The following is a 24,712-nucleotide window of genomic DNA, read 5'->3' as shown; positions in this document are numbered from 1 at the left end:
CTGCTCGGCTGTACGCGCCGAGCAGCTATTTTCGTGCAAAAACCGCGTGACGGCTGGCCTTACTCGAGCGTCCCGACCACCGCCTCGACCGCCTCGACGATCGCGCCCGAGCGCACCAGCGCCGTCGCCTGATTCATCTCGGCAGCGTACCAGCGGTCGCCGTCGAGCGCGGGCGGGATCGTCTCGCGCAACGCGTCGAGCGCCGCCTGCGTGCCCCGGCCGAGCGGATGGCCCTTGGCGGTCTCCGCGATCAGGGTCAGCGCCTGGCAGGCCATCAGGATTTCCATGGCAATGATCATCTCGACATTTTCGACCACGGTGCGGGCCTTTCGGCCGCACCAGGTCGAATTCGAGACATGGTCCTCGGCATTCGACTTGCCGGGGATCGAATCGACGGATCCCGGCGACGACAGCGTCCGGTTCTCCATCACCAGCGCCGACATCGAGCACTGCACCGTGGCGAAGCCGGTATTCAGGCCGCGCTTGCCGGCGAGCAGGTTGCGCGGCAGGCCGTAGCTGAGCGTCGGGTCGATCAGCCGGGCGAGGCGACGCTCGCAGATCGAGCCGAGATCGGTCATGGCCATGGCGAGTAGGTCCATCGCCTGCGCGACGTATTGGCCGTGGAAATGACCGCCGGAGATCACGGTGTAGCTGCCGCTTTCCTCGAAGATCAGCGGGTTGTCCGTGGCCGAGTTGGTCTCGGTGCCGATGACGCGCAGCACGTAGTCGAGCGCCTCGCGTGCCGGGCCATGCACCTGCGGGCCGCAGCGCAGCGAATAGACATCCTGCACGCGTGGTGACGGCGGCTTGCCGGGCGTGCGGCCGATCTCGTCGGGGTAGATCGTCTCGCGGGCCGAAGCCGAGCAGCGCTTCGAGCCCTGCGTCAGTTTCAGGATATTGCGGGCCACCAGCCCCTGGCCCGGATGGGGACGCGCGGCGTGGACGCGCGGATCGAAGGCTGCAAGCTCGCCCCGCATCGCCTCCAGCGAAAGCGCGAGCCCGATATCGGCCGCCTTGACCAGACGTTTGGCATCCTCGCTCGCCAGCACGCCGAGCGCGAGCGAAACCGTCGAGCCGTTGATCAGGGCAGAGGCATCCTTGGCGCCGAGCGGGAAATCCGGCGTGAGGCCAGCCTTCGCCAGCGCAGCGCGCGCCGGCATGCGCTTGCCCTTGTAGATCGCTTCGGCTTCGGCGAAGCCGCAGACAGCCGCCGACATATGGGCGAGCGGGGCGAGATCGCCGGAGGCGCCGACCGAGCCCTTCTGCGGGATCACCGGGTGCACGCCGGCATTGAGGCAGGCGAGCAGGCGCTCGACGAGCTCGACCTGGGGGCCGGAATAATTCGAGGCGAAGGCATTGGCGCGCAGCAGCATGGTGGCGCGCGTCACGTCTTCAGGGAAAGGCTCTCCGATGCCGGTCGCGTGCGCGTAGACGCTCTTGCGCTGATATTCGGTCATCTCCGACATCAGCACGCGCTGGTCCTTGAACAGGCCGACACCCGTGTTGAAGGAATACATGAACGGCGCATCGTCGGTCATGAAATGCGCATCGATATGGGCGCGTGTCGCCGCAATGCGCTCGCGTGCCGCCTTGGCGAGGCCGGCCTTCTCGTAGCGACCGGAAGGGCCCGGCCTTGCGACCTTGAGAACCTGCTTGCCCTTGAGCGTGCGCCCGTCGATCGAAACCGCCATGCTCGTCCCTTCCGCGTGGTCCGTTCTGTTTCCTCTGGTCTAGAGCATGGCATCCGAAAGGGGAAACCGGCTTTCCGGCGGTTTTTGCGCCCTAACTCCTTGATCCAAGACGGATTCAGGTTTCAAACCAAGCAGCTTTGCCGTTTCGTGAATAATCGGCCGGTCCTTGTGGCGTGGCTGCAGCAATGAAAAAGGCCGTGCACTGATGGGCGAGGTCAAGATTTGGAATTGGTGGCTCAGCCCCCGGCAGCGCATTGTGCACCGAACGCCTCATCTTGAGCGCTCCTGACAACGGATTCGCCTGCCAATGCCTCGCATGATCGACTATTTCCTCACGCTGTCCTCGCCCTGGGCCTATCTCGGCCATGCGGCTTTCCTTGAGACCGCCAAGCGCCATGGCGCGACGGTGACCTACCGGCCGATGCCGGTGCGGGCGGTTTTCGACGAGACGGGCGGACTGCCGCTGCCGAAGCGCCACCCCTCGCGCCAGCGCTATCGTCTCGTTGAGCTGCAGCGCTGGCGCGAACGGCGTGGCCTGCCGCTGGTGTTGCAGCCGAAGCATGTGCCGTTCGATCCTTCCCTGGCGGATCGCTTCGTCACCGCCGTGGTGGCGGCTGGCCATGATCCCGATGCGTTCCTGCGCCGCGCCTTCCACACCATCTGGTCGGACGAGCGGGACATGGGCGATCGCTCGGTGATCGCCGGGCTGGCCACCGCGGAGGGGCTTCCGGCCGAGGCCCTGCTGACGGCCGCCGAGAGCGCGGCGAGTTCTGAGCGCTATGAAGCCAATCGCGTTGACGCGATCGCCGCCGGTGTCTTCGGGGCGCCCTCCTATGTGCTCGATGGCGAGGTCTTCTGGGGCCAGGACCGTATCGAACTCCTCGACTCCGCTCTGGCGAGCGGGCGGGCTGCCTATCTCCCGCAAGCCTGATCAGGCTCTCGCAGGCCTGATCTGACGCGACGCCTCGGGTGCCCTGCGACCGAGGCGCTGGCATGCCGTGCCCCAGGCGATATGGTTCAGGAACGCCTCCTAGGCGTGCTCAAGAATTCAATCGATTAAGGGAGAGCCGAGCGCGATGACACAGGATCATTCGACACCGAACTGGCCGCAATTGGCTGATCTCAGGGGCAAGAGAGTACTGATCACCGGTGCCAGCACCGGCATTGGCGCGGCGGCTGCGCGGGCCTTCGGTGCCAATGGCGCTCGCGTCGGCGTTCACTACAATGCCAGCCGTGACAAGGCGGAAGCGGTGGCCCGCGAGATCGAGGCGGCCGGTGGCAAGGCTGTGCTGATTGGCGGCGACGTCACGGAGAGCGGCGAGATTCCGCGCATCATGGCCGAGGCGCTTTCGGGCCTCGGCGGACTCGATGTGCTGATCAACAATGCCGGCGGGTTGGTGAAGCGCGTGCCGGTCACCGATTATGACGATGGCATCATCGACGACATCATCGATCTCAACATCCGCCAGGTCGCGCATTTCATGCGCGAGGCGGCCAGGACCCTGATCGCGCAGGCACGGGCGGCAGCATCGTTAATGTCAGCTCGGTCGCGGCGCGCATTGGTGGCGGCCCAGGCTCCGTGCTCTACGCCGCCTCAAAGGGGTTCATCTCGACGGCGACCCGCGGCTGGGCTCCCGAACTGGTCAAACACAGGATCCGGGTCAACGCCGTTTCGCCCGGGGTGATCATGACACCGTTCCACGAGCGCTACTCGACCCCCGAGCAACTCGCCGCGATGCAGGCCGGCATCCCGATGGACCGGCTCGGCAAGGCGGATGAATGCGTCGGCGCGTTCCTCTATCTCGCCTCCGAGACACTCGGCAGCTTCGTCACCGGCCAGATTCTCGAGGTCAATGGCGGCCAGTACATGCCGTAACCGTCGTTCCGTAACGGCCCCCGCGACACCGCGCACCATTTCGCGTTAGGCTCCTCTCTCGTAGGAGAGGCCCGTCGCAGGAGGCCACCCATGGACTACGAACACTTCTTCCGCACGGAGCTCGACGCGCTTCGCAAGGAGGGACGCTACCGGGTCTTCGCCGATCTGGAGCGCATCGTCGGGCGCTTTCCGCGTGCGCGCTACCATGGCGCGGACGGGCCCCGCGAGATCACGGTCTGGTGTTCCAACGACTATCTCGGCATGGGCCAGCATCCCGACGTGCTGGCCGCGATGCAGGAGGCCCTTGCCGGTTGCGGCGCTGGTGCCGGCGGCACCCGCAATATCAGCGGCACCAACCACTACCATGTGCTGCTTGAGCGGGAACTGGCCGACCTGCACGGCAAGGAGGCAGCGCTTCTCTTCAACTCCGGTTACATGTCGAACTGGGCCTCGCTCTCGACACTGGCCTCCCGGCTCCCGGGCTGCGTCGTCCTGACCGATGCGCTGAACCATGCCTCGATGATCGAGGGCATCCGGCATTCGCGCGCGGAGAAGCTGATCTTCGCCCATAATGATCCCGACGATCTGCGCCGCAAGCTGCAGAGCATCGATCCGGCCCGGCCCAAGCTGATCGCCTTCGAGTCGGTTTATTCGATGGACGGCGATATAGCCCCGGTCGCCGCCTTCTGCGACATTGCCGACGAGTTCGGTGCCATGACCTATATCGACGAGGTCCACGCTGTTGGCCTCTACGGGCCGCGTGGCGGCGGCATCAGCGAGCGCGACGGCCTCAGCGATCGCCTGACCCTGATCGAGGGCACGCTGGCCAAATCCTTCGGCGTGATGGGCGGCTATATCGCTGGCTCGGCCGCGCTCTGCGACTATGTCCGCAGCTTTGCCTCGGGCTTCATCTTCTCGAGCTCCCTGCCGCCGAACCTTGCGGCGGGGGCGCTCGCCGCGATCCGTCATCTCAAGACGAGCTCAGTCGAGCGCGAGCGCCAGAACGACAGGGTCATGGCGTTGAGGAGCCGGCTCGACGCGGTCGGCATCGCGCATCTCGCCAATCCCAGTCATATCGTCCCGGTGATGGTCGGCGACGCGGGGCTGTGCAAGGCGATCAGCGACGAGCTGCTGGCGCGCTTCGACATCTATGTCCAGCCCATCAACTATCCGACGGTGCCGCGCGGCACCGAGCGGCTGCGCATCACGCCGTCGCCGCTGCACAGCGATGCGGATATCGATCAGCTCGTGGTGGCGCTGACCGAGATCTGGAGCAGGGTGGGACTGAAGCGCGCGGCATAGCCGCGCCGACCTCTCCCGAACGGGAGCTCCGGAACCCATTCCGGAATGCTCTGGGTCCCGGCTCTGCACTTGGCTGAGGGCGGCCCTCAGACCGCCGCCAACGCACGCTCGAAATCGGCGATCAGGTCGTCGGGATGTTCGAGCCCGACCGAGAAGCGCACCAGCCCGTCGGTGACGCCCATGCTGGCGCGAATCTCCGGCGTGAAGCGCTGATGGGTCGTCGTGGCGGGGTGCACGATCAGGCTCTTGGCGTCGCCGAGATTGTTGGAGATGCGGATCAGCTTGAGCGCATTGAGCAGGCGGTAGACGGCCTCCTTGCCGCCACTGACCTCGAAGGCGATCAGGGTCGAGGGACCGCTCATCTGGCGCGCAATGATCTCGGCTTGCGGATGATTGGGGTCGCCCGGAAAGATCACTTTCGGCAGCTTGGGCTGCTTGGCCAGCCAGGCGGCAAGGATCGCGGCGCTCTGCGCCTGCCGGTTGACGCGCAGCGGCAGCGTCTCCAGGGCCTTCAGCATCACCCAGGCGTTGAAGGGCGACATCGCCGGCCCGGTCTGGCGCAGAAAGATCTGGATCTCGCTCTGGATCAAGTCCTCCGAGGCGAGGACCAGTCCGCCGAGGCAGCGGCCTTGCCCGTCGATATGTTTCGTTGCCGAATAGACGACGCAGTCGGCACCGAGTTCGAGCGGACGTTGGAAGAGCGGGGTCGCGAAGACATTGTCGACCACGAGCTTGGCGCCGACCTCCTTCGCCAGCGCGGCGACGGCCGCGATGTCGATGACCTCGAGTGTCGGGTTCGCGGGGCTTTCCAGGAAGAAGACCTTGGTGTTGGGCCGCACGGCCTTCCGCCAGGCCTCGAGATCCGGGCCGTTCACCAGCGTCGATTCCACGCCGTAGCGCGGCAGATGATCCTCGACGACATAGCGACAGGAGCCGAACAGGGCCTGCGCCGCGACGACGTGGTCGCCAGCACGCACCAGGCTCATCACTGCTGCCGTCACGGCGGCCATGCCGGTCGCCGTAGCGCGGCAGGCTTCGGCCCCCTCGAAGGCGGCCATGCGCTGTTCCAGCATGGTCACGGTCGGGTTCGAGAAGCGGGCATATTGGAAGCCCGGATCCTTGTTCAGGAAGCGCGCCTCGCATTGCTCGGCGCTGTCATAGACATGGCCCTGCGTCAGGAAGAGCGCTTCCGACGTCTCGCCGAACTGCGAGCGCAGGGTGCCGGCATGAACCAGCCGCGTTTCGGGATGCAGCGCCTTTGCGCCAGCGTCTGGACCTGACATGAACTGAACTCCGGCCGTTCGTTATAACGGACAAAGGGAATAACAGCTCAGCCATCGTTCGTAAAGACGGACAAAAATTCTCCGGAAGGAACGCCCGAGATCTGCGCCTTAGATCATCGGGCCGGATATAGTAACCGGTCCGATGATCTAACTATCTGTGATTGCATCGGCTTCCCCGAAAACCGCAATCCACTTTTCGGGCCGATGTCTTAGCGTGACGGTTTCGGCGGGCGCCCGAGCGGGGTGAGGAAGCCGGTGAGGTCGGTCGTGACGTGGTGGACATGGCCGGCTTCAATCGCGGCCTGCTCCCAGGCTTCGCGGAACGGGTCCGGCGTCTGCGGCAGGATCAGCACGGTCTTCATGCCGAGCGCGTTGGGGACAAGCAGGTTCCTCTCGATGTCCTCGAACATGGCCGCGCGGCTGGGATCGACCGCATGTTTCGTCAGGAAATGCTCATAGGTCGCGCGCTCGGGTTTGGGCAGGAAGCCAGCCTCGACGATGTCGAAGATGTCCTCGAAATGGTGGAGGATACCGAGCTTGCCCGCGACATTCTCGGCATGTCCGCGCGAGCCGTTGGTGAGGATGAGCTTGCGCCCCGGCAGGGCGGCGATGGCGTCGCCAAGCGCGGGGTTGGGATCGAGCAGGGAGAGGTCGATCTGGTGCGCGAAATCGAGGAAATCGTCGGGATCGACGCCGTGTTCCTCCATCAATCCCTTCAGGGTCGTGCCGTAGCGCTGGTAATAGTATTTCTGCAGCGCCCGCGACGACAGCCCGTCGAGCCCGAACAGCTCGCCGAGGAACAGCGTGATGCGCTCATCGACCTGCGGCCAGACTTTTGCCTCGTGCGAATAGAGCGTGTTGTCGAGATCGAAAACCCAGTGCTCGACATGCGCAAAGGCTTCCGCATTCGGCAGGAGCGGCGTAACGGCGGATATGATCGGTTTCTGATTCATGGGCTATGTCATGTGGCGACGTCAGCGTCGCATGCAAGTCTTCCGCAAAGGTTTACCGACGTGCGACGACACTGGCCGATCGGCGGTCAGGCTGCTGACCCGCGATCAGAGCAATGATCAGGCCGTTCTCTCAAGCGCCGCATGTGGCGTGAACGGGTCGCGCATGAGACACATGCGGCCCGTCTCCCTACCTTTCGTCCCGAAACGACCTGGCGCTTCGCGCCGGGACACGCGCGATATCCTCTCGCCGTCGCGACATGGTGCGGACGAGTGCAAGACCGACCATGGCCAGCGAGAGGCCGAGGCCGAGCGCGATGGTGATCGAGTAATCCATGATCGCTCCTCCCGAGACGCCCCCCGGGAGGATGATGAACCTGTCGCTGCCGGCACGCATCACCGGCAAAGGTGGATCACCTTCTGATGATGGTGCCCGAGCCGGTATCGGTGAAAAGCTCGATCAGCGCCGCGTGCGGGATCTTTCCGTCAAGGATGACKACCGCCTCGACGCCCTTTTCGAGCGCGTAGATGCAGGTCTCGATCTTCGGGATCATGCCGCCGGAGATGGTGCCGTCCGCGATCAGGCGGCGGCATTGCTCCACCGTGAGCTCCGGAATCAGGTTCTTGTCCTTGTCGAGCACGCCGGGCACATCGGTCAGCAGCAGCAGGCGCTTGGCGTTGAGTGCACCGGCTATCGCGCCCGCAAAGGTATCGGCATTGACGTTGTAGGTCTGGCCGTCGGCGGCGGCACAGACTGGTGCCAGCACGGGGATCAGCTCCGCCTTCAGCACGGCCTCCAGCACGCTGATGTTCACCGCTTCAGGCTCGCCTACAAAGCCAAGATCGAGCACCTGCTCGATCTTGGAATCGGGATCGACGACGGTGCGGGTCACCTTGCGGGCGGTCACCATATTGCCGTCCTTGCCGCAGAGCCCGATCGCCTTGCCACCCTCGCGCGAGATGTAGCCGACGATCTCCTTGTTGACCGAGCCGGCCAGAACCATCTCGACGACATCGACGGTTGCGCGGTCGGTGACCCGCAGGCCCTGCTTGAACTCTGACTTGATGCCGAGCTTGTCGAGCATGCGGGCGATCTGCGGGCCGCCGCCATGGCAGACGACCGGCTTCAGGCCGGACTGCTCGAGCAGGACGATATCCTCGGCAAAATCCTCGGCGGTCGCGGCATCGCCCATGGCGTTGCCGCCATATTTGATCACGATGATTTCCTGATCGTAGCGCTGCATATGCGGCAGCGCCTGAACCAGCAGTTCTGCCGATTGCGACGGCGTCAGGTGGACGGCGGGATTGATCATCGGCAGGCTCCGCGGGACGCGAGGATCGCGCGCCGGGCCTTCTAGCCGAAGAATGGCCGGGGCGGAAGCCGGCGGGCGCGGTTCAGCTACGCCGCGCGAACAGGGCGGAGAAGGCCAGAGCGAGCCAGCCGGCCAGCATCAGGAAGCCGCCAGCAGGTGCGGCGCCCGCAAAGAGCCGCTCGTCATAGAAGCCACGCCGGGTGAGATCGGCGGCAAAGAGCGCGACGCCGAGGATGATGACGGAGAGCGCGACACGCGCCAGCAGATCGGAGAGCAACCCGGCCTTGCGTGCGGCCGTTGCGCCCAGGATCACGGGAGCGTGGGTCAGCAGCATCTGGCCGGCGGTCTGGAGGCCGCTCGTGCCTGGCCCATGCGCTGCCGCAGCCAGGAGCGTCACGCCCGCAAGGCCCATCAGCGCGGCCAGCGTGAGATGAATCTTTGCGGCGCTCATGGCAGGATCACTTTCTCTGGACCGGACCGAAATGCTGGCGTGCGGGGCCTCGCGAGGAGGACTGGCCGGATTGCCTCGCCTCCCTCGCCATCACGGCAGCCGCGAGGCTTATGCCCGCTCTGCCAATACGCGCGCGATCGCTGCGCGCAGCTCCGGAATGCCGAGGCCCTTTTCGCTCGAGGTGAGCAGCACCTCGGGGAAGGCGGCCGGCCGGCGCTTGATCTCGTCGAAGGTCGCTTCCTGCATGAACTGCTGGTCGGCCTTCTTGATCGCGTCGCCCTTGGTCAGCACGACCTGATAGGAGACGGCGGCCTTGTCGAGCGTCTCCAGCACCGCGCCGTCGACATCCTTGATGCCATGGCGGGCGTCGATCAGCACATAGACCCGCATCAGGTTGGAGCGGCCGCGCAGGTATTCGTGGATCAGATTGGTCCAGGCCGCGACCTTGTCGCGCCCGACGGCGGCGTAGCCGTAGCCGGGCATGTCGACGATGGTCAGGCGCTCATCATGCCCGACCTGGCGGAAGAAATTGAGCTGCTGGGTACGGCCCGGCGTATGCGAGGTCCGCGCCAGCGCATTGCGCCGCGTCAGGGCATTGATCAGGCTCGACTTGCCGACATTGGAGCGCCCGGCAAAGGCGATCTCCTGGCCGACCATGGGGGGCAGGTCGTCGATCTTGGTCGAGGCCCAGACGAAATCCCAGGGACCTTCGAAGAGCTTGCGAGCGCTCTCGATCTCGTCCGGAGTGAAGGGGGTTGTCGTGCTTGTTGTCATGGGTCCTGCCTACACGGCGGCGCGCAAGGCGTCGATGTTGGCGCCGGCGATTGCACCGAGATTGCGGGAGATTGTCTCTGCATCCCAATCCCACCAACGAATGGCGAGGAGTTCCGCGATCGTCTCGGCCGGGAAGCGCATCTTTACGATCTGGCCGGGATTGCCGACAACCACCGCATAGGGTGGCACATCGCGCGAGACCTGGGCCCGCGTCCCGATGATGGCGCCGTCGCCAATCGTCACGCCGGGCATGATCACCGCCTCGCGACCGATCCAGACATCATTGCCGATCACCGTGTCGCCACGCAGGCCAAGCCTGTCCGGCGTCATCTCGGGAGCGCCCTCGAATCCGAACATCTGGAATGGATAGGTCGAGAAGCCGCCCATCGGGTGGTTCGCGCCATTCATGATGAACTGTGCCGCCTGGGCGATGGCGACGAATTTTCCGATGATCAGCCGGTCGCCGATGAAGTCGAAGTGATAGCGCACGCAGCGGCCGACGAAATGCTCCGGCCCGCGCGAGTCGTMATAATAGCTGTAGTCGCCGACCTCGATCAGCGGGTGGTCGACGACGGCCTTCAGGAAGGCCGTGCCCTTCCAGCCCGGGATCGGGTGAAGGGTCCGCGGATCGGGAAGCGGCATGGAAGGCTCCCTTTCGAAAGCAGCGGGAACAAGGTCCGAAAAAAGCAAAAGCCCCCCTCCCGAGGGAGAGGGGCGCCGCGTCGCAGCCCGGAGGCTTACTTCGCCTTGTTGCTGTTCGCCGGCTTTCCGGGCGCCGGCGTGGCCGTTGCTGCCGCCGCAGCCGGCTTCTTGCCGAACATGCTCTTCAGATTGTCGAACAGTTCGATCTTCACACCGTGCTTGCGCATGATGAAGCCCTGCTGGACGATCGAGAGCAGGTTGTTCCAGCTCCAGTAGATCACCAGACCGGCGGGGAACGAGCCGAGCAGGAAGGTGAAGAACACCGGCATCCAGGTGAACATCATCTTCTGCACCGGATCGGGCGGCTCCGGGTTCATCTTCATCTGGATGAACATGGTGATGCCCATGAAGATCGGCCAAGCGCCAATCATCAGCATCGCGGGGACCGCGAAGGGCAGCAGCCCGAACAGGTTGAAGACCGAGGTCGGATCGGGCGCGGCAAGATCCTTGATCCAGCCGAAGAACGGCGCGTGCCGCATCTCGATGGTGATGAACAGGATCTTGTAGAGCGCAAAGAAGACCGGGATCTGCACCAGTACCGGCCAGCAGCCGGCGAGCGGGTTGATCTTCTGGGTCTTGTACAGCTCCATCAGAGCCTGCTGCTGCTTCATCTTGTCGTCGGCGTAGCGCTCGCGAATGGCGAGCATCTCCGGCTGCACCGCCTTCATCTTCGCCATCGAGGCGTAGGACTTGTTKGCGAGCGGGAAGAACAGGGCCTTGAGCAGCACGGTGACGATCAGGATCGAGACGCCGAAATTGCCGACGTGCTTGTAGACCCAGTCCATCACGAAGAAGAGCGGCTTGGTGATGAAATAGAACCAGCCCCAGTCGATCATCAGCTCGAAGCGCTTGATGCCGAGATTCTTCTCGTAGCCGTCGATGGCCGCGACTTCCTTGGCGCCGGCGAAGAGCCGGGCATTGGCGGTCGCGCTGGCGCCCGGCGCGACCGTGACGGCCTCGCCCAGGAAATCGGCCTGGTAGGTGTGCGAATTGCCGGTCTGGACCGAGGAATAGCGCCCGTCATACTTGCGCTGCTGATCGGGGATGACCGCGGCCGCCCAGTACTTGTCGGTGATGCCGAGGAAGCCGCCGACGGCGTCCTTCCAGACCTTGCCGGTGGTGCCGGGCGAGAGCGTCGGCTCCTTGTCGATCTTGTCGTAGGTGTATTCCTGCAGGCCCTGCTCGCCGAGATTGCCGACGAGGCCTTCGTGCAGCACGTAGTAGCCAAGCGTATGCGGCTTGCCGTGGCGAACCACCTGGCCGAACGGATACAGCGTGACCGGCGCACCGCCCTTGTTCTCGACCTCGTCGCGGATCGAGAACATGGCGTTGTCATCGACCGAGATCATCCGCTTGAACAACAGGCCCTGGCCATTGTCCCAGGTCAGCGTCAGCGGCGTACCGGGGCGCAGCACTTGGGCGTCCGCGGTCCAGACGGTCGTCGCATTCGGCAGCACCACATTGGCGCCGGGTGCGGCGACCCAGCCGAAATCGGAATAATAGGCGTTGGGTCCGCCGAGCGGCGAGAGCAGCACGATGTTCGGGCTGCTGCGGTCTACGGTCTCGTGATAGGCCCTGAGCGAGACGTCATCGATGCGCGCGCCGGTGAGCGAGATCGAGCCGGCGATCTTGGGCGTGTCGATCTTGACGCGCGGACCGCGTGCGAGCGCCTGCTCGCGGGTCTCGACAGCAGCGACGGCCTGGGCCGTGCCGGGAGCGGCGGTCGCTGCCGGCTGGCCTGGAACGGTCGCCGGAGCCGGAGTAGCCGACGAGCCCGGCTGGGCCGTCTGGGTCTGCGCCTGCTGGCTCTGCTGCGCGGCCTGCTTCTGCTTTTCCATCTGCGGCACGCCGTAGAAGAACTGCCAGCCGAGCAGCACGACCACCGACAGGGTGATCGCCAGAAGCAGGTTGCGATTGTCTTCTTTCATCATGACCGGAAACGGATCTCGCTGAATGCCCCGAAGGGCTTTTGGCCTAAGGCTGGGGACGGGTGCCACCACTGGTGGGGCGCTTGTCGGTCGGCCTGCGGCCGGGTTTTGCGGGTCTGGCGCGATCGAGTGCGACGGAAAGATCGGCGATCAGCGCGGAAAACGGAGCTGTCAGCACCTCGCGCCGCGCGACGATCACGAGATCGCAGGGCCGGTCGGCCTGGGCGGCAAGGGCTTGTTTCGCGGCGGCGCGCAGACGGCGCCGGATGCGGTTGCGCTCAACGGCATCGCCGACCTTGCGGGAAGCGGTCAGGCCGAGGCGCAGGCCGTGACGGCCTTCTTCACCCGCGGCATCGCGCACCTGCGCCGTGAAGGCAGGCGAACGAAAACGGCGGCCATGCTCGGCCGCCGCCAGAAACTGTTTGCGTTCGGTCAGACGGGCGTGGCGCATGGCGATGGGCCTGTCTTCCGGAAACGGCGCGCAGGTCACGCGCCGGTCGCTCAGGCCGACAGGCGCTTGCGGCCATGCGCCCGGCGGGCGGCGATGACCTTGCGGCCACCCTTTGTCGCCATACGGGCGCGGTAACCGTGGCGGCGCTTGCGAACCAGCTTGCTGGGTTGATAGGTTCTCTTCACGGTCCGTCTCCGGGGCCTTGTTCCGGCATGGCGACCGGGTTCCCGCTGGGGAAAATCGGCCGGCCAAGCCTGTCATGCAAAAGGGGCGGCGCCGCCCGAAAGGCTGCGCAGGTCGCGGGCTTATGGCGGAAGGGCGGGGGCGAGTCAATGCCGAAGGCGCATCCTGCGACGATGCCGCGCGGATCGACAGGCCCGGCTCCTCGGCCCGCCCGTGCCTTGAAGACGTTGATCATCAGGAGCCGCGACGCAGTCGGCGTGCAGAGGGCCTTCGATCGTGAAAAGAGGCAGGGCGTCGCCAGGGGCCGCCCGTGCGGCAAGGCTGACGACGCCGAGGTTCATCGGGCCGGCTCTGTCATAGAGCGGCTCGCGCCGGCGCTGGGGAGGCGGCCGAGCGGCTGGTTTCGGTCAGATGCGATCCTTGATGCCCATGCGCAACATCTCTTCGCGCGGCAAAATCATCTCTTCGCGCGGCAAAATCTCTTCGCGCGGTAGGAGGGGAAGCGCCCGGGCGAACTGCGCGACAAGGCGTAGCTCGCGCTTGCGCTCTCGATCGACATGCACGATATAGCGCCCGGGAGGTTGGCGAGGGACGTCTCACTCGCCAACCGGGTCAGGTCCGGAAGGAAGCAGCCCTAACGAGACCGAACGGGTCTTCGTCCAGCCTCCCACTTTGCGGCTGCCTTGCGCGCTGCTCCCGCTTGCCAGGTCTTCGATCCAAGCCTTGGATCGGGGCCGCTCCTGCCTCGTCCCGGCCGGAGTATTGCAAGTCCGGCGTTGACCGTCGCCTCCCGATTGGCGAAAGCATGCGGATGACCGACGAGACCGCCGCTGCCGATTCCGTTGAAGAGCTGGGTTTTCCCGGCCTCGCGCCAGCGCCCGTCGCGACCGCGGCGCCTTACCGGGTGCTTGCGCGCAAATACCGTCCGGCCCATTTCGGCGACCTGATCGGCCAGGACGCCATGGTGCGTACTCTGACCAACGCCTTCGCCGCCGGCCGCATCCCGCAGGCATGGATGCTGACGGGCGTCCGCGGTGTCGGCAAGACGACCACGGCCCGCATCCTGGCGCGTGCCCTGAATTTCCAGAGCGCGGATGGGGCGGGTGGGCCGACCACCGATCTCTCGCGTTTCGGCTTGCATTGCCGCGAAATCATCGAGGGCAGGCATATCGACGTGATGGAGATCGATGCCGCCTCGAACAATGGCGTCGACAATATCCGCCAGATCAACGACAGCGTGCGCTATGCGCCGGTCTCCGCACGCTACAAGGTCTACATCATCGACGAAGTGCACATGATGACCGGGGCGGCGTTCAATGCCTTCCTCAAGACCCTGGAAGAGCCGCCGCCGCACGCAAAGTTCATCTTCGCCACCACCGAGATCCGCAAGGTGCCGGTGACGGTGCTGTCGCGCTGCCAGCGTTTCGATCTGCGCCGGGTCGATGGCAGCCTGCTCGTCGGCCATCTCTCGAACATCTGCAAGGCCGAAGGGGTCGACGCCGAAGAGGAGGCGCTCGGTGCCGTCGCCCGCGCCGCCGAAGGCTCGGTTCGCGATTCTCTCTCGATCCTCGACCAGGCCATCGCCCATGCGGCCGGCCGAATCACGCTCGAGGATGTGCGCTCCATGCTCGGCCTCGCCGACCGGGCCCGCGTCATCGACCTGTTCGAGTCGGTGATGAAGGGCGATATCGCGGCGGCGCTCGGTGAACTCAGGGCGCAATATGATGCCGGTGCCGATCCGGTCGTGGTGCTGACCGATCTCGCCGAGTTCACCCATCTGGTGACGCGTCTGAAGCTCGTGCCCGAAGCCGCCCGGGATAACGGCCTGAGCCAGGCCGAGCGCGTGCGCGGCAGTGATTTCGCGGCCCGACTGTCGGTGCGCGTGCTGGCCCGCGCCTGGCAGATGCTGTTGCGCGGCATGGCTGAGGTGAAACAGGCCGACAGGCCGGTGATGGCGGCCGAGATGGTGCTGGTCCGTCTCACCCATGCGGCCGACCTGCCGACGCCCGACGAGGCCATGCGGATGCTGCGCGACGGCAATGGCTCTCCCGCCGGATCGGGCAATGGCGGGGGGGGCGCARCGCCCCGCCCTCCCTCCGGTGGCGGCAACACGGCGCTCGCGGCACGGCCTGTGCTCGCCAGCGCGAACCCCGCGCCCGCTGCCGCCCCTCGTGCGGTTGCGGCCCCGGCCGTGCTCGTCGCTTCGATCGAAGATATCGTCGCGCTCGCCTCGCAGAATCGCGACATCACCTTGAAGATTGCGCTCGAGCGCGATGTGCGGCCCGTTCGCTTCGAACAGGGGCGGATCGAGTTCGCCCTGGTCGAAGGTGGTTCACGCACGCTCGCCAATGATCTGTCGCGCCGCCTCAAGGAATGGACGGGACAGACCTGGATGGTCGTCATCGTCAATACGGAGGGGGGCGCGACGCTGCGCGAGCAGGCCGTTGCCGCCAAAGACCAGCGCGAGAGCGACGCTGCCGCTCATCCAGCGGTGAAGGCTGTCCTGGAGCGCTTTCCCGGCGCCCGCATTGTCAACGTGCGCGATCCGCGCGCGGCTGAAGCTGCCGAGGCGCAATCCTCGGGCTCGGCCGACGATGATTACATGTCTGATGCCGAGCCGCTGTTCGACGACAGCGAGCCGGATTTCGACGGCGTCGATTTCTGACACTTTCGCATACGGAGAGACACCATGCGCGACATGATGGGCCTGATGAAGCAGGCGCAGCAGATGCAGCAGAAGATGGCCGATGTTCAGGCCGAGCTCGACACGATCGAGGTCGAGGGCGCCTCCGGCGGCGGCATGGTCACCGTGACGATGACCGCCAAGGGCGCGCTCAAGTCGGTCCGGATCGACCCGAGCCTGATGATGGCCGACGAGCGCGAGATACTCGAGGATCTGATCGTCGCGGCCAGCACCGACGCCCGCGCCCGCGCCGAGCGGGTGATGCAGGAGCGCATGGCTGAGATCACCAAGGGCCTGCCGATCCCGCCCGGCATGAAACTGTTCTGAGCTGCAGGCCCGCATGTCACGCGCCATTGCCGGCCCCGAGATCGAGCGGCTGATTCAGCTTCTCGCCAAGCTGCCGGGCCTCGGGCCGCGTTCGGCCCGGCGCGCTGCCCTGCATCTCGTCAAGAAGCGCGAGCAGCTTCTGGGCCCGCTCGCCGAGGCCATGGCGACCGCGCGCGAACGCATCGTCGTCTGCACGACCTGCGGCAATATCGATACCAGCAATCCCTGCTCGGTCTGTCGCGACGCCCGCCGCGACGATGGGGTGATCGTCGTCGTCGCGGACGTCTCCGACCTATGGGCGCTCGAGCGCTCGGGCGCTGTTTCAGGGCGCTATCATGTTCTGGGCGGCGTGCTCTCGGCGCTCGACGGCATCCGGCCCGAGCACCTGACGCTCGATGCGCTGGTGGCCCGTGCCTCCGACCCGGCCGTGAAGGAGGTCATCCTGGCGCTCAACGCCACGGTCGACGGGCAGACCACGGCGCATTTCATCACCGATCTGCTTGCCCATTTGCCGGTCAAGGTGACGAAGCTCGCCCATGGCGTGCCGGTCGGCGGCGAGCTCGACTATCTCGACGACGGCACGCTCGCTGCCGCCATTCGCCAGCGCACGGGCTTCTGATCCGGGCTTCGTCCCGTCAGAACTTGTAGCTCAGGCTCGTGCGGACGCTATGCAGCGTCGAATCCTGATCGGTCGTCACGCCAAGGAAGGCGCCGCGCGCCAGGCGGTTGAACCGGCCGAAATCGGTGTAGCGGTATTCGACGCCGGCGATCAGGTGGTCGGTCAGCGCAAAGGAAAGACCGCCGCCCACGCTCCAGCCCGAGCGCGATGTCTGGGCGCTGTCACGTGCTCCCGAAGCCGGATCGAAGAGCTGCTGGTCGAACTCGGTGAAAGTCGCGCCACCCGTGGCATAGATCATGAAGCGGTCCATCGCAAAGCCCAGGCGACCGCGCACCGAAGCCTGCCAGTCGCGTTTCACCTCACCGATGCCGAGGGCATGACGGAAGCGCCCATCGCTATTCAGGGCCTCGATATCGCCTTCGATGCCGAGGACATAGGAGCCGAACTGGTAATTGAAGCCGGCATGTCCGCCGCCGAGCACCGAATCGGTATCGGAGGTGAAAGCCGCGCCGATGCCGTTGGCGGCGATGAAGCGGGTGCGCTCCGAGCCCCAGGAATAACCGATCTGGCCGCCGGCGTAGAACCCGGTCCAGGAAAAGAATTCCGGCAGTGCAGGAGCCGGCGGCAGCGTGCCCTTGCGATAGGGCATGTCCGCCGCGGAGGCCGCGCCGCCAGCCAGAAGTGCGAGGCTCGCAAGGCCGGCTTTCAGGAACATCTTCATCGCAGGTCTCTGTATGTCGTTCGCCGATCGGGTGGCCAGATGCGGTGCCTCCCGTCATCCGGGACGAGGAGGTCGCAAGCCTTTGCTGACGCATGTGAAGCGCGCGTTTTCTGGCTCTGATTAGGAACTGTTAAGGTTAACAAACGGATAAGCGGCCTGGGGTGGCCCGCCGCGCAGGGAACAAACTCGTCGTCCGCCCGGTTTGCCCTAGGCTGGTGCCAGGCCGCGTGTCGACCCACCGCGGCGGCGGAGACTTTTCATGGCCTTCTTGAAACGCATCACGGGCGCAGCGGGCGCGGGGGTGGCGCTGGGCTACGTGGCCGAGGCGATCTCGCGCTGGCGTGCGCGGCCTTCGCGAGAGGAGGTTGCACGCGGCCGCGACGCGGCTTCGCCGCTCGAGATGACCTGGCTTGGCTGGAAGGATGTCCTGCTGCGCTTTGCCGGCAATGTTGCCGATAACCGTCTCAGTTCTCTGGCTGGTGCGGTCGCCTTCTTCACCTTGCTTTCGCTTGTCCCGGCGCTCTCGCTCCTTGTCGCGCTGTACCGCTATTTCACCGACCCGCTGACCATCGCCGGCCAGCTCGACAGCCTCACCACGGTCTTTCCAACTGCCGCACGCGAGTTGATCCGCGAGCAAGCGATGCGGCTTGCGACACAATCCAGCACCGGCCTGTCCCTTGCTGTCCTTGTCAGCCTGCTCGTGGCGGCCTGGAGTGCGAACGCCGCGGTGAAGGCGGTCTTCGATGCGCTCAACATCATCTATCGCGAACGGGAGAAGCGCAGCTTCTTCAAGCTGAACCTGATCTCGCTGCTGACCACGCTGAGCGGGGTCGTGCTGCTGATGGCGGCGCTGATCGCGATCGCCATCCTGCCGGTCATCTCCGCGTTCTTCCCGTTCCACTACGAACTCGAGCAACTGGTCCGGCTGGTGCGCTGGCCGACCTTCGTCGTGATGGCGACGCTGGCGATCGCCTGCCTCTACTGGATCGGACCGAGCAGGCGGCGGCCGCGCTTCGCCTGGGTCATGCCAGGCGCGATCGCCGCCTCGCTGCTCTGGGCGGCCGCGTCATGGGCCTTCTCCTGGTATGTCGGCACGCTCGGCAATTACACGGCGACCTATGGCTCGCTCTCGACGGTGGTGGTCTTCATGACCTGGCTCTGGCTGTCGGCGATGATCGTGCTCGCCGGTGCCGAACTCAATGCCGAACTCGAGCATCAGACCGAGCGCGACACCACGATCGGGCGACCCAAGCCTCTCGGCCGCAGGGGCGCGACCATGGCGGACAGGGTCGGTGCTGCCATGGCGGACGAGTAGGCGATGCTGGATCCCGACGACACGCGCCAGAGCGACCTGCGCAGCGGTTCGAGCCCCTGGCGCACAGATGCCGGACATCCGCGAGGCGAGACGCTCGAAGCGGATATTCGCTGCGACGTGGCGATCATCGGCGGCGGCATCACGGGGGCGATGCTGGTGGAACATCTGACCGCGCGTGGGCGGCAGGTCGTGCTCGTCGATCGTGAAAGACCAGGCTTCGGCAGCACGGTGGCCAGCACTGCGATGCTGCAATGGGAGATCGACCAGCCCTTGCGGCGGCTTTCGGCGCTCTACGACTTCGAACGGGCGGCGGATATCTATCGGCGCAGCCTTCGGGCCGTGGCGGGGCTTCGTGAGCTGGTCCTGGGCCAACAACTGCGCTGCGCCTTCCATCCCCGTGACACGGTCTATCTCGCAGCTGGCGAGACCGGGGCGCGTGAATTGCTGGACGAGCATCTCCTGCGGGAGCGCGCTGGCCTGCCCGGCTCCCTGCTCGGCCATGACCTGCTGCTGCGCGAGTTCGGGTTCGACCGGGCGGCAGCCATCGTCTCGCCCGGATCGGCGGAAGCAGACCCCCTCAGCCTGTGCCATGCCCTGCTCGGCGTGGCGGCAGCGCGGGGCGCGCGTCTTATCCGCGACGAGGCGGTGGCATTCGATGGCCAGGGTCGCTCCGCCATGGTCCAGCTCGGCGCTGGCCACACGATCGAAGCCGGTCATGTCGTCCTGGCAACCGGCTATGTCATGCCAGATTGCGTCCGGAGCGATCTGCATCGCATCGCCTCGAGTTGGGCATTGGCGACGCAGCCGCAGCCCGCACAGGCGCTCTGGCCTCGGCGTGCGCTCGTCTGGGAGGCTTCGACGGACTATGTCTACTGCCGGACCACGGCCGATGGAGGCATCGTCATCGGAGGCGAGGACGAGGGGAGCGATGACGCCGATCTGCGCGAGCGTCTCGGGCCGGAGAAGACAGAGGCGCTGCTCGGCAAGCTCGCGGCCCTTGTGCCGGCTGCGCGGCTCTCGCTTGCTCACACCTGGTCCGGGGCCTTCGGCCAGACCGGGGACGGGTTGCCGCTGATCGGGCGGGTCCCTGGCCAGCCACGCCTGCTGGCGGCCTATGGCTATGGCGGCAACGGCATCACCTTCAGCTTCCTCGCGTCTCGTCTCCTCGGCGCCCTGCTAGAGGGCAGGGAGGAGGCCTGGTTCTCTGATTTTGCGATCGACCGGCCGAGCCCGGTCTGACGGCCCCGCGATATTGCGCGGCTGCAATCTTGGTCTTGCCATGCCAAGGGGCGACAATGGCTCGGTTTCTTGCCATTTGAAGACTGCGGCGGACGTCGGGCCGCATCATTTTCGGAGGCGGCGATGCTCACGGTTAAGGACAAGGTTTCGTCACCGGTACGGCTTGAGGCCTATGACGCGCCCCTTCACATTGGCGCGGTCTCCTTGCGGGTGCGCGATCTGCCGCGCCTGACGGCCTTCTATCGCGACGCGATCGGGCTGACGCTGATCTCGGAAGAGCCCGGCCTCTCCGTGCTCGGTGTCGACGGCGTGCCGCTGGTGCGGCTCGAAGGGGGGGCGAGCGCACCGGTATCGGCCGCCGGCCTCTTCCATCTCGCGATCCTGCTGCCATCGCGCCGTGACCTCGCCAACTGGCTGGCGCATGCGGCCAGGACCCGAGTGCCGCTGGAAGGCGCCTCGAACCATCTCGTCAGCGAGGCGCTCTACCTCTCCGATCCGGAAGGCAACGGCATCGAAATCTATCGTGATCGCAGCCGGCCGGAATGGCCGCGACTTGATGGCGGCGCCATCAAGATGTCGACCGATCGGCTCGATCTCGACCTGCTCCTGCGTGAGTCGGACGGAGCCGCCTATCCCGGCATGCCGACTGGCACGGGCATGGGGCATGTTCATTTGCGCGTCGGCGACACCGCGCAGGCCGAGGGCTTCTACCGCGATGGGCTCGGTTTTGACGTGATGGTGCATTATCCCGGCGCCAGCTTCCTCGCGACCGGTGGCTACCATCACCATATCGCCGTCAATGTCTGGGGCAGCCGGGGGGCAGGCCTGCGGGCTGACAGCGATGCGGGGCTCGCGAGCTTCGAGCTCGTCGCCGCCGACGACCCGGCCTTCGCGGCGATGCGGACGCGGATGATCGCTGCCGGCGGTCGTGATCAGGGAGGCACCGTCACCGTTGCCGACCCCTGGAATAACCGTCTGATCCTGCGTCGCTAACGGATCGGCCCGAAAAGTGGGGCGCGGTTTTCGGGAAAGCCGATGCAAACACGAAAGCCTCGGCCCGAAAGGTGGGGTGCGGTTTTCGGGACGCCGATCCAGGCTTCGATCCTAGCGCGTKAGCAGATGGCTGCGGCGTGTACCGCCGCCATCGGGCTTGAAGCCCATGGCTTCCCAGAAAGCGGCCGCGCCGGAATCCGCAGCGTTGAGCGAGAGCCTCGGCGCCAGCGACAGCCCTTGTTGCACGAGTGCGCTCGCCAGCAGGCGGCCGACGCCTCCGCGCCGGCCGGTCGGCCGGACATAGACATGGCGAATGCGCAGGAGGTCGGGCGCTGGGTCATAAGGGTCCGGCGTCACCGCGCCGATCGCGGCGAGCACCCCATCGCGAAACACCGCAAACAGGGCATTCCGCTCGTCGGCGTCACGATAACGGCCGGATTGCCACTCGTCCCGCAAACCGTCGACGAAGCGGTAGCCTTCGGCCGCCGCTTCGTCCTGCAGGGCAGAAAAATCGTCCGGCAGCGTTTCGCTGAGCCGGACGACCTGAAGCGCGCTGGAGATCACAGGCCTTCGAAGAGAGCGCTCGAAATATAGCGCTCGGCGAAGGAGGGGATGATCACGACGATGGTCTTGCCTTCGTTGCCGGGACGCGCGCCGATTTCCAGCGCGGCAGCGACTGCCGCGCCCGAGGAGATGCCGGCCGGAATGCCTTCGAGGCGGGCCAGCGCGCGAGCCGTGTCGAAGGAGGTCTGGTTGCCGACAGTCACCACCTCATCGATCACCGAGCGATCGAGCACGCCGGGAACGAAACCGGCGCCGATGCCCTGGATCTTGTGCGGACCGGGTTGGCCGCCGGAGAGAACCGGGGAGTCTTCAGGCTCGACCGCGATGACCTTCAGCCCGGGCCGGCGGGGCTTCAGCACCTGGCCGACACCGGTGATCGTGCCGCCGGTGCCGACACCGGAGACGAAGATGTCGATTTCGCCGTTGGTGTCGTTCCAGATCTCTTCGGCGGTCGTCCTGCGGTGAATCTCGGGGTTGGCCGGATTCTCGAACTGCTGCGGAATGATCGCACCCGGGATCTCGGCCTTGAGCTCTTCGGCCTTGGCCACGGCACCGCGCATGCCGCCCGGGCCGGGCGTCAGCACGAGTTCGGCGCCGAGCAGGGCCAGCATCTTGCGACGCTCCAGCGACATCGTCTCCGGCATGACCAAGATCAGGCGGTAGCCGCGCGCGGCAGCGACGAAGGCGAGCGCGATGCCGGTATTGCCCGAGGTCGGCTCGATCAGCGTGCCGCCCGGCTTCAGAACGCCTGAGGCTTCGAGCGCATCGACCATGTTTACGCCGATACGATCCTTGACGCTGGAGATCGGGTTGAAGAATTCGAGCTTGGCAAGGATCGTCGCCTTGACGCCGCGTTCTGCCGGGAGACGGTTCAGCCGCACCAGCGGAGTGTCACCGATCGTATCGGTGATCGACTCATAGACCCGGCCTCGACCGGGCGCCTTGTCCTGTGCGGGATTGAGCTTCTGTGCTGCTTCGGCCATAGCGGCCTCCCTTGCGTCATATGGTCAGGATGGAAGGGCTAACGTATTTCACATCTTATGTCGAATAATTAGTTTAATAACATAATTATATTGTGAAATCGGCTCTCTGGGCGATCTCTCCGAAGACCGACTTCTGCTCGGACTGGCGACAGAGATCTTCGACGGTGACGCTGTCGAGCTCGGCCAGGAAGGCATCGGTCGCCCGCCTCAGCGCCGGGCCGACCACCTCGTCGATAAGGCGGGACTGCGGCAGGGGCGTGGTTTCATCGCTCGTTTCCTGCATGGCCGCACGCGCGATATCGCCGGCGGTGATGCGGCGGCGTTCGCGAGCGAGCTCATAGCCGCCGCGCGGACCGCGCACGCCCTTCAGGATGCCGGCGCGCACGAGCGCCTGCAGCATGGTTTCGAGATGGCGCGGCGGCAGGTCGTGGCGTGCAGCCAGGAATTTGGCGGCGACGGGCGACGGGCGAGCATGCAGCGCGATATCGACGACTGCGGCGACGGCGAGGAGGCTGCGGTGCGAGAGCGGCATCATTGGCCGCCACCTTGCGCCGTCGCCTTGCTCCCAGCGATGCCGGTCGAGCCGAAGCCGCCGTCCCCGCGCGCGGTCTCGTCGAGTGTGGCAGCCTCGACCAAGGCCGCCTGTGAGACCGGGGCGACCACGAGTTGGGCGATGCGGTCGCCGTGCCGGATCACGAAGTCTTCTGCGCCGAGATTGATCAGGATCACCTTGATCTCCCCACGATAGTCGCTGTCGACGGTGCCGGGCGAATTCAGCACCGTGACGCCATGCTTGAAGGCGAGGCCCGAGCGCGGCCGGACCTGCGCCTCGAAACCCTGCGGCAATTGCAGCACGATCCCCGTCGGGATGAGACCGCGTCCGCCCGGCGCCAGAACGCAGGGCTCATCGGCGGCCAGGGCGGCACGGAGGTCCATGCCGGCGGCGCCGCTGCTCTCATAGGCCGGCAGCGGCAGGTCGGCGCCATGGGGCAGGCGCTTGATGGGAAGCGTGACCATGGCGCTCAGCGGTCCGTCTTGCTGGCCTGCGGCATGCGCGCCAGATGCGCAATCAACCGGCTCGCGACCTCGCCCTTGGGCAGGGTCGGCCAGGTTTCGACATTGTCGGAGGTGACGAGATGCACGGTGTTGGCGTCGCCGCCCATCACTCCGGTGCCGCCGACATCGTTTGCGACGATCAGGTCGCAGCCCTTCTTTGCCAGCTTGGCGCGGGCATAGTCGATCACGTGGTCGGTCTCGGCGGCGAAGCCGACGACGAGGGCGGGGCGATCGATCTCGCGTGCGGCGATCGTCGCCAGGATGTCCGGGTTCTCGACGAGGGCGAGGGCAGGCGCGCTCGCGCCGGCCTGCTTCTTGAGCTTGCCGGGCGCCTCTTCCGCAACGCGCCAGTCGGCGACCGCGGCGGCGAAGATCGCGATATCCGCCGGCAGCGCGCCTTCGACTGCGGCCAACATATCGCGGGCGGATTCGACATGGATCGTGGTCACCCCCTCCGGATCGGCGATCGCGACCGGGCCGGACACCAATGTCACGCTGGCGCCCGCGGCCGCGGCGGCGGCTGCGATCGCGTGACCCTGCTTTCCGGAGGAGCGGTTGGCGATGTAGCGCACGGGGTCGATCGGTTCATGCGTCGGCCCGGAGGTGATGAGCACGCGCTTGCCGGCGAGCAGCTTGGGGGCACCGGACGCGCCGCCCGGACTGCGACCGAGGAAGCCGATCGTTCCACCCGGGGAGAGCCGGGTTTCGCCGGCCAGCGCCTGTTCGATCGCCGCCAGCAGCTCATGAGGCTCGGCCATGCGGCCGGGTCCGTTCTCGCCTCGCTCGGCCATGGCACCGGAGTTCGGCCCGACGACGAGCACCCCGTCCTTCTCGAGCTGCGCCATGTTGCGCCGTGTCGCCGGATGCTCCCACATGCGCGGGTTCATCGCGGGCGCGATCAGGATGCGCTTGTCGGTGGCGAGCAGGGCCGTCGAGGCAAGGTCATTGGCAAGGCCCGTCGCCATCTTGGCGATCAGGTCGGCGGTCGCGGGAGCGACGACGACCAGATCGGTCGAGCGCGACAGCGCGATATGGCCGATATCGGCTTCGTCGGTCAGCGAGAACAAATCGGTGAAGCAGCGTTCGCCCGCCAGCGACGATACGGCGAGCGGCGTCACGAACTCTTCGCCGGCTTTGGTCAGGATGCAGCGCGAGGTGATGCCGTGGTCCTTCAGGCGCCGGATCAGCTCCAGCACCTTGTAGGCGGCGATACCCCCGCCGATGATCAGCAGGACGGAGCGAGATGCGGACAAGGGCGGGCTCCCGAGGCAAGAAGCCCTTCACCTAGCATCGCGGAGGCGCGGCTGT

At 66.1% G+C, this 24,712-nt stretch carries 26 protein-coding genes, 1 other RNA gene and 1 pseudogene; 11 read left to right on the top strand and 17 right to left on the bottom strand.

Annotated elements, in window-relative coordinates; genetic code table 11:
- Positions 1-59: 59 nt before the first annotated feature.
- Positions 60-1,691, bottom strand: coding sequence for an HAL/PAL/TAL family ammonia-lyase (locus AC1DIO_RS07590; protein ID WP_441505006.1), 1,632 nt, complete (start codon positions 1,689-1,691; stop codon positions 60-62).
- Positions 1,692-1,998: 307 nt separating this feature from the next.
- Between AC1DIO_RS07590 and AC1DIO_RS07585 the strand changes: the two genes are divergently transcribed.
- The 3 genes and pseudogenes from AC1DIO_RS07585 (at position 1,999) to hemA (ending at position 4,869) form a co-directional block, all read left to right on the top strand.
- Complete coding sequence (locus AC1DIO_RS07585; protein ID WP_441505005.1) at positions 1,999-2,622, top strand: 2-hydroxychromene-2-carboxylate isomerase; 624 nt, start codon at positions 1,999-2,001, stop codon at positions 2,620-2,622.
- A gap of 145 nt (positions 2,623-2,767) precedes the next feature.
- Positions 2,768-3,567: pseudogene (locus tag AC1DIO_RS07580) on the top strand (SDR family NAD(P)-dependent oxidoreductase).
- Between the two features lie 90 nt (positions 3,568-3,657).
- Entirely contained in the window at positions 3,658-4,869 is a 1,212-nt protein-coding gene (gene hemA, locus AC1DIO_RS07575) for a 5-aminolevulinate synthase (RefSeq protein ID WP_441505004.1), read from the top strand.
- Between the two features lie 86 nt (positions 4,870-4,955).
- Here hemA and AC1DIO_RS07570 read toward each other — a convergent pair whose 3' ends face one another.
- The 10 genes from AC1DIO_RS07570 to rpmH form a co-directional block, all read right to left on the bottom strand.
- On the bottom strand, positions 4,956-6,152 hold the full coding sequence (locus tag AC1DIO_RS07570; RefSeq protein WP_441505003.1) for an O-succinylhomoserine sulfhydrylase: 1,197 nt from the start codon (positions 6,150-6,152) through the stop codon (positions 4,956-4,958).
- A gap of 209 nt (positions 6,153-6,361) precedes the next feature.
- Positions 6,362-7,105 carry a pyrimidine 5'-nucleotidase gene (locus AC1DIO_RS07565; protein ID WP_441505002.1) on the bottom strand — a complete coding sequence of 248 codons (744 nt, stop codon included), beginning with the start codon at positions 7,103-7,105 and terminating at the stop codon, positions 6,362-6,364.
- 187 nt (positions 7,106-7,292) lie between these two features.
- Positions 7,293-7,439 carry a hypothetical protein gene (locus AC1DIO_RS07560; protein WP_441505001.1) on the bottom strand — a complete coding sequence of 49 codons (147 nt, stop codon included), beginning with the start codon at positions 7,437-7,439 and terminating at the stop codon, positions 7,293-7,295.
- Positions 7,440-7,515: 76 nt separating this feature from the next.
- A complete protein-coding gene (argB, locus tag AC1DIO_RS07555; protein ID WP_043234901.1) occupies positions 7,516-8,415 on the bottom strand; it encodes an acetylglutamate kinase in 900 nt (299 codons plus the stop codon).
- A gap of 82 nt (positions 8,416-8,497) precedes the next feature.
- Entirely contained in the window at positions 8,498-8,866 is a 369-nt protein-coding gene (locus AC1DIO_RS07550) for a DUF423 domain-containing protein (protein ID WP_441490527.1), read from the bottom strand.
- A gap of 108 nt (positions 8,867-8,974) precedes the next feature.
- Positions 8,975-9,640 (bottom strand): ribosome biogenesis GTP-binding protein YihA/YsxC, encoded by a 666-nt coding sequence (gene yihA / locus AC1DIO_RS07545; RefSeq protein WP_441505000.1) that lies wholly within the window; start codon positions 9,638-9,640, stop codon positions 8,975-8,977.
- A gap of 9 nt (positions 9,641-9,649) precedes the next feature.
- Positions 9,650-10,282, bottom strand: coding sequence for a CatB-related O-acetyltransferase (locus AC1DIO_RS07540; RefSeq protein WP_476853287.1), 633 nt, complete (start codon positions 10,280-10,282; stop codon positions 9,650-9,652).
- A gap of 95 nt (positions 10,283-10,377) precedes the next feature.
- Positions 10,378-12,270: a membrane protein insertase YidC gene (gene yidC / locus AC1DIO_RS07535; protein ID WP_441505118.1), complete on the bottom strand. Its 1,893-nt coding sequence runs from the start codon at positions 12,268-12,270 to the stop codon at positions 10,378-10,380.
- Between the two features lie 46 nt (positions 12,271-12,316).
- On the bottom strand, positions 12,317-12,760 hold the full coding sequence (gene rnpA / locus AC1DIO_RS07530) for a ribonuclease P protein component (protein WP_441490530.1): 444 nt from the start codon (positions 12,758-12,760) through the stop codon (positions 12,317-12,319).
- 11 nt (positions 12,761-12,771) lie between these two features.
- Complete coding sequence (rpmH, locus tag AC1DIO_RS07525) at positions 12,772-12,906, bottom strand: 50S ribosomal protein L34 (protein WP_038364779.1); 135 nt, start codon at positions 12,904-12,906, stop codon at positions 12,772-12,774.
- A gap of 216 nt (positions 12,907-13,122) precedes the next feature.
- Here rpmH and AC1DIO_RS07520 point away from each other — a divergent pair, with 216 nt between their 5' ends.
- The 5 genes from AC1DIO_RS07520 to recR all read left to right on the top strand — a co-directional run bounded on the left by AC1DIO_RS07520 (position 13,123) and on the right by recR (position 16,533).
- Positions 13,123-13,398, top strand: a complete 276-nt coding sequence (locus tag AC1DIO_RS07520; RefSeq protein WP_441504998.1) for a hypothetical protein — start codon at positions 13,123-13,125, stop codon at positions 13,396-13,398.
- An 81-nt stretch (positions 13,399-13,479) separates the two neighbouring features.
- Positions 13,480-13,576, top strand: an RNA gene (gene ffs, locus AC1DIO_RS07515) — signal recognition particle sRNA small type.
- Between the two features lie 139 nt (positions 13,577-13,715).
- Positions 13,716-15,569, top strand: a complete 1,854-nt coding sequence (locus tag AC1DIO_RS07510; RefSeq protein WP_476853286.1) for a DNA polymerase III subunit gamma/tau — start codon at positions 13,716-13,718, stop codon at positions 15,567-15,569.
- A gap of 24 nt (positions 15,570-15,593) precedes the next feature.
- Positions 15,594-15,914, top strand: a complete 321-nt coding sequence (locus tag AC1DIO_RS07505) for a YbaB/EbfC family nucleoid-associated protein (RefSeq protein ID WP_113516833.1) — start codon at positions 15,594-15,596, stop codon at positions 15,912-15,914.
- Positions 15,915-15,927: 13 nt separating this feature from the next.
- Entirely contained in the window at positions 15,928-16,533 is a 606-nt protein-coding gene (recR, locus tag AC1DIO_RS07500) for a recombination mediator RecR (protein ID WP_441490534.1), read from the top strand.
- A gap of 16 nt (positions 16,534-16,549) precedes the next feature.
- Here the strand turns inward: recR and AC1DIO_RS07495 are convergent, their stop codons facing one another.
- Positions 16,550-17,254 carry an outer membrane protein gene (locus tag AC1DIO_RS07495; protein ID WP_441490535.1) on the bottom strand — a complete coding sequence of 235 codons (705 nt, stop codon included), beginning with the start codon at positions 17,252-17,254 and terminating at the stop codon, positions 16,550-16,552.
- Positions 17,255-17,513: 259 nt separating this feature from the next.
- On the opposite strand from AC1DIO_RS07495, the gene AC1DIO_RS07490 reads away from it, so the two are divergent.
- The 3 genes from AC1DIO_RS07490 to AC1DIO_RS07480 all read left to right on the top strand — a co-directional run bounded on the left by AC1DIO_RS07490 (position 17,514) and on the right by AC1DIO_RS07480 (position 20,801).
- The gene (locus tag AC1DIO_RS07490) at positions 17,514-18,569 is read left to right on the top strand and encodes a YihY/virulence factor BrkB family protein (RefSeq protein ID WP_441504997.1); all 1,056 of its coding nucleotides are present in this window, start codon (positions 17,514-17,516) and stop codon (positions 18,567-18,569) included.
- Between the two features lie 3 nt (positions 18,570-18,572).
- Positions 18,573-19,808 carry an NAD(P)/FAD-dependent oxidoreductase gene (locus AC1DIO_RS07485; RefSeq protein ID WP_441504996.1) on the top strand — a complete coding sequence of 412 codons (1,236 nt, stop codon included), beginning with the start codon at positions 18,573-18,575 and terminating at the stop codon, positions 19,806-19,808.
- A gap of 123 nt (positions 19,809-19,931) precedes the next feature.
- Positions 19,932-20,801 carry a VOC family protein gene (locus AC1DIO_RS07480; protein ID WP_441504995.1) on the top strand — a complete coding sequence of 290 codons (870 nt, stop codon included), beginning with the start codon at positions 19,932-19,934 and terminating at the stop codon, positions 20,799-20,801.
- Between the two features lie 111 nt (positions 20,802-20,912).
- Here AC1DIO_RS07480 and AC1DIO_RS07475 read toward each other — a convergent pair whose 3' ends face one another.
- From AC1DIO_RS07475 to AC1DIO_RS07455, 5 genes are all read right to left on the bottom strand, one after another.
- A complete protein-coding gene (locus AC1DIO_RS07475; protein ID WP_441504994.1) occupies positions 20,913-21,365 on the bottom strand; it encodes a GNAT family N-acetyltransferase in 453 nt (150 codons plus the stop codon).
- A complete protein-coding gene (cysK, locus tag AC1DIO_RS07470) occupies positions 21,362-22,348 on the bottom strand; it encodes a cysteine synthase A (protein WP_441504993.1) in 987 nt (328 codons plus the stop codon). Before cysK ends, AC1DIO_RS07475 begins: the two co-directional genes overlap by 4 nt.
- An 85-nt stretch (positions 22,349-22,433) precedes the next feature.
- On the bottom strand, positions 22,434-22,883 hold the full coding sequence (locus tag AC1DIO_RS07465; protein WP_113516840.1) for an RrF2 family transcriptional regulator: 450 nt from the start codon (positions 22,881-22,883) through the stop codon (positions 22,434-22,436).
- On the bottom strand, positions 22,880-23,365 hold the full coding sequence (gene dut / locus AC1DIO_RS07460; protein ID WP_441504992.1) for a dUTP diphosphatase: 486 nt from the start codon (positions 23,363-23,365) through the stop codon (positions 22,880-22,882). The genes AC1DIO_RS07465 and dut overlap by 4 nt, the downstream gene beginning before the upstream one ends.
- 5 nt (positions 23,366-23,370) lie before the next feature.
- Positions 23,371-24,657 (bottom strand): phosphopantothenoylcysteine decarboxylase domain-containing protein, encoded by a 1,287-nt coding sequence (locus tag AC1DIO_RS07455; RefSeq protein ID WP_441504991.1) that lies wholly within the window; start codon positions 24,655-24,657, stop codon positions 23,371-23,373.
- Between the last annotated feature and the right edge of the window lie 55 nt (positions 24,658-24,712).

The organism is Allobosea sp. 05T439 (genome assembly GCF_056396005.1).
Note: the sequence above shows the minus strand (reverse complement) of the source record. Positions and strands in the feature narration are given on the sequence as shown.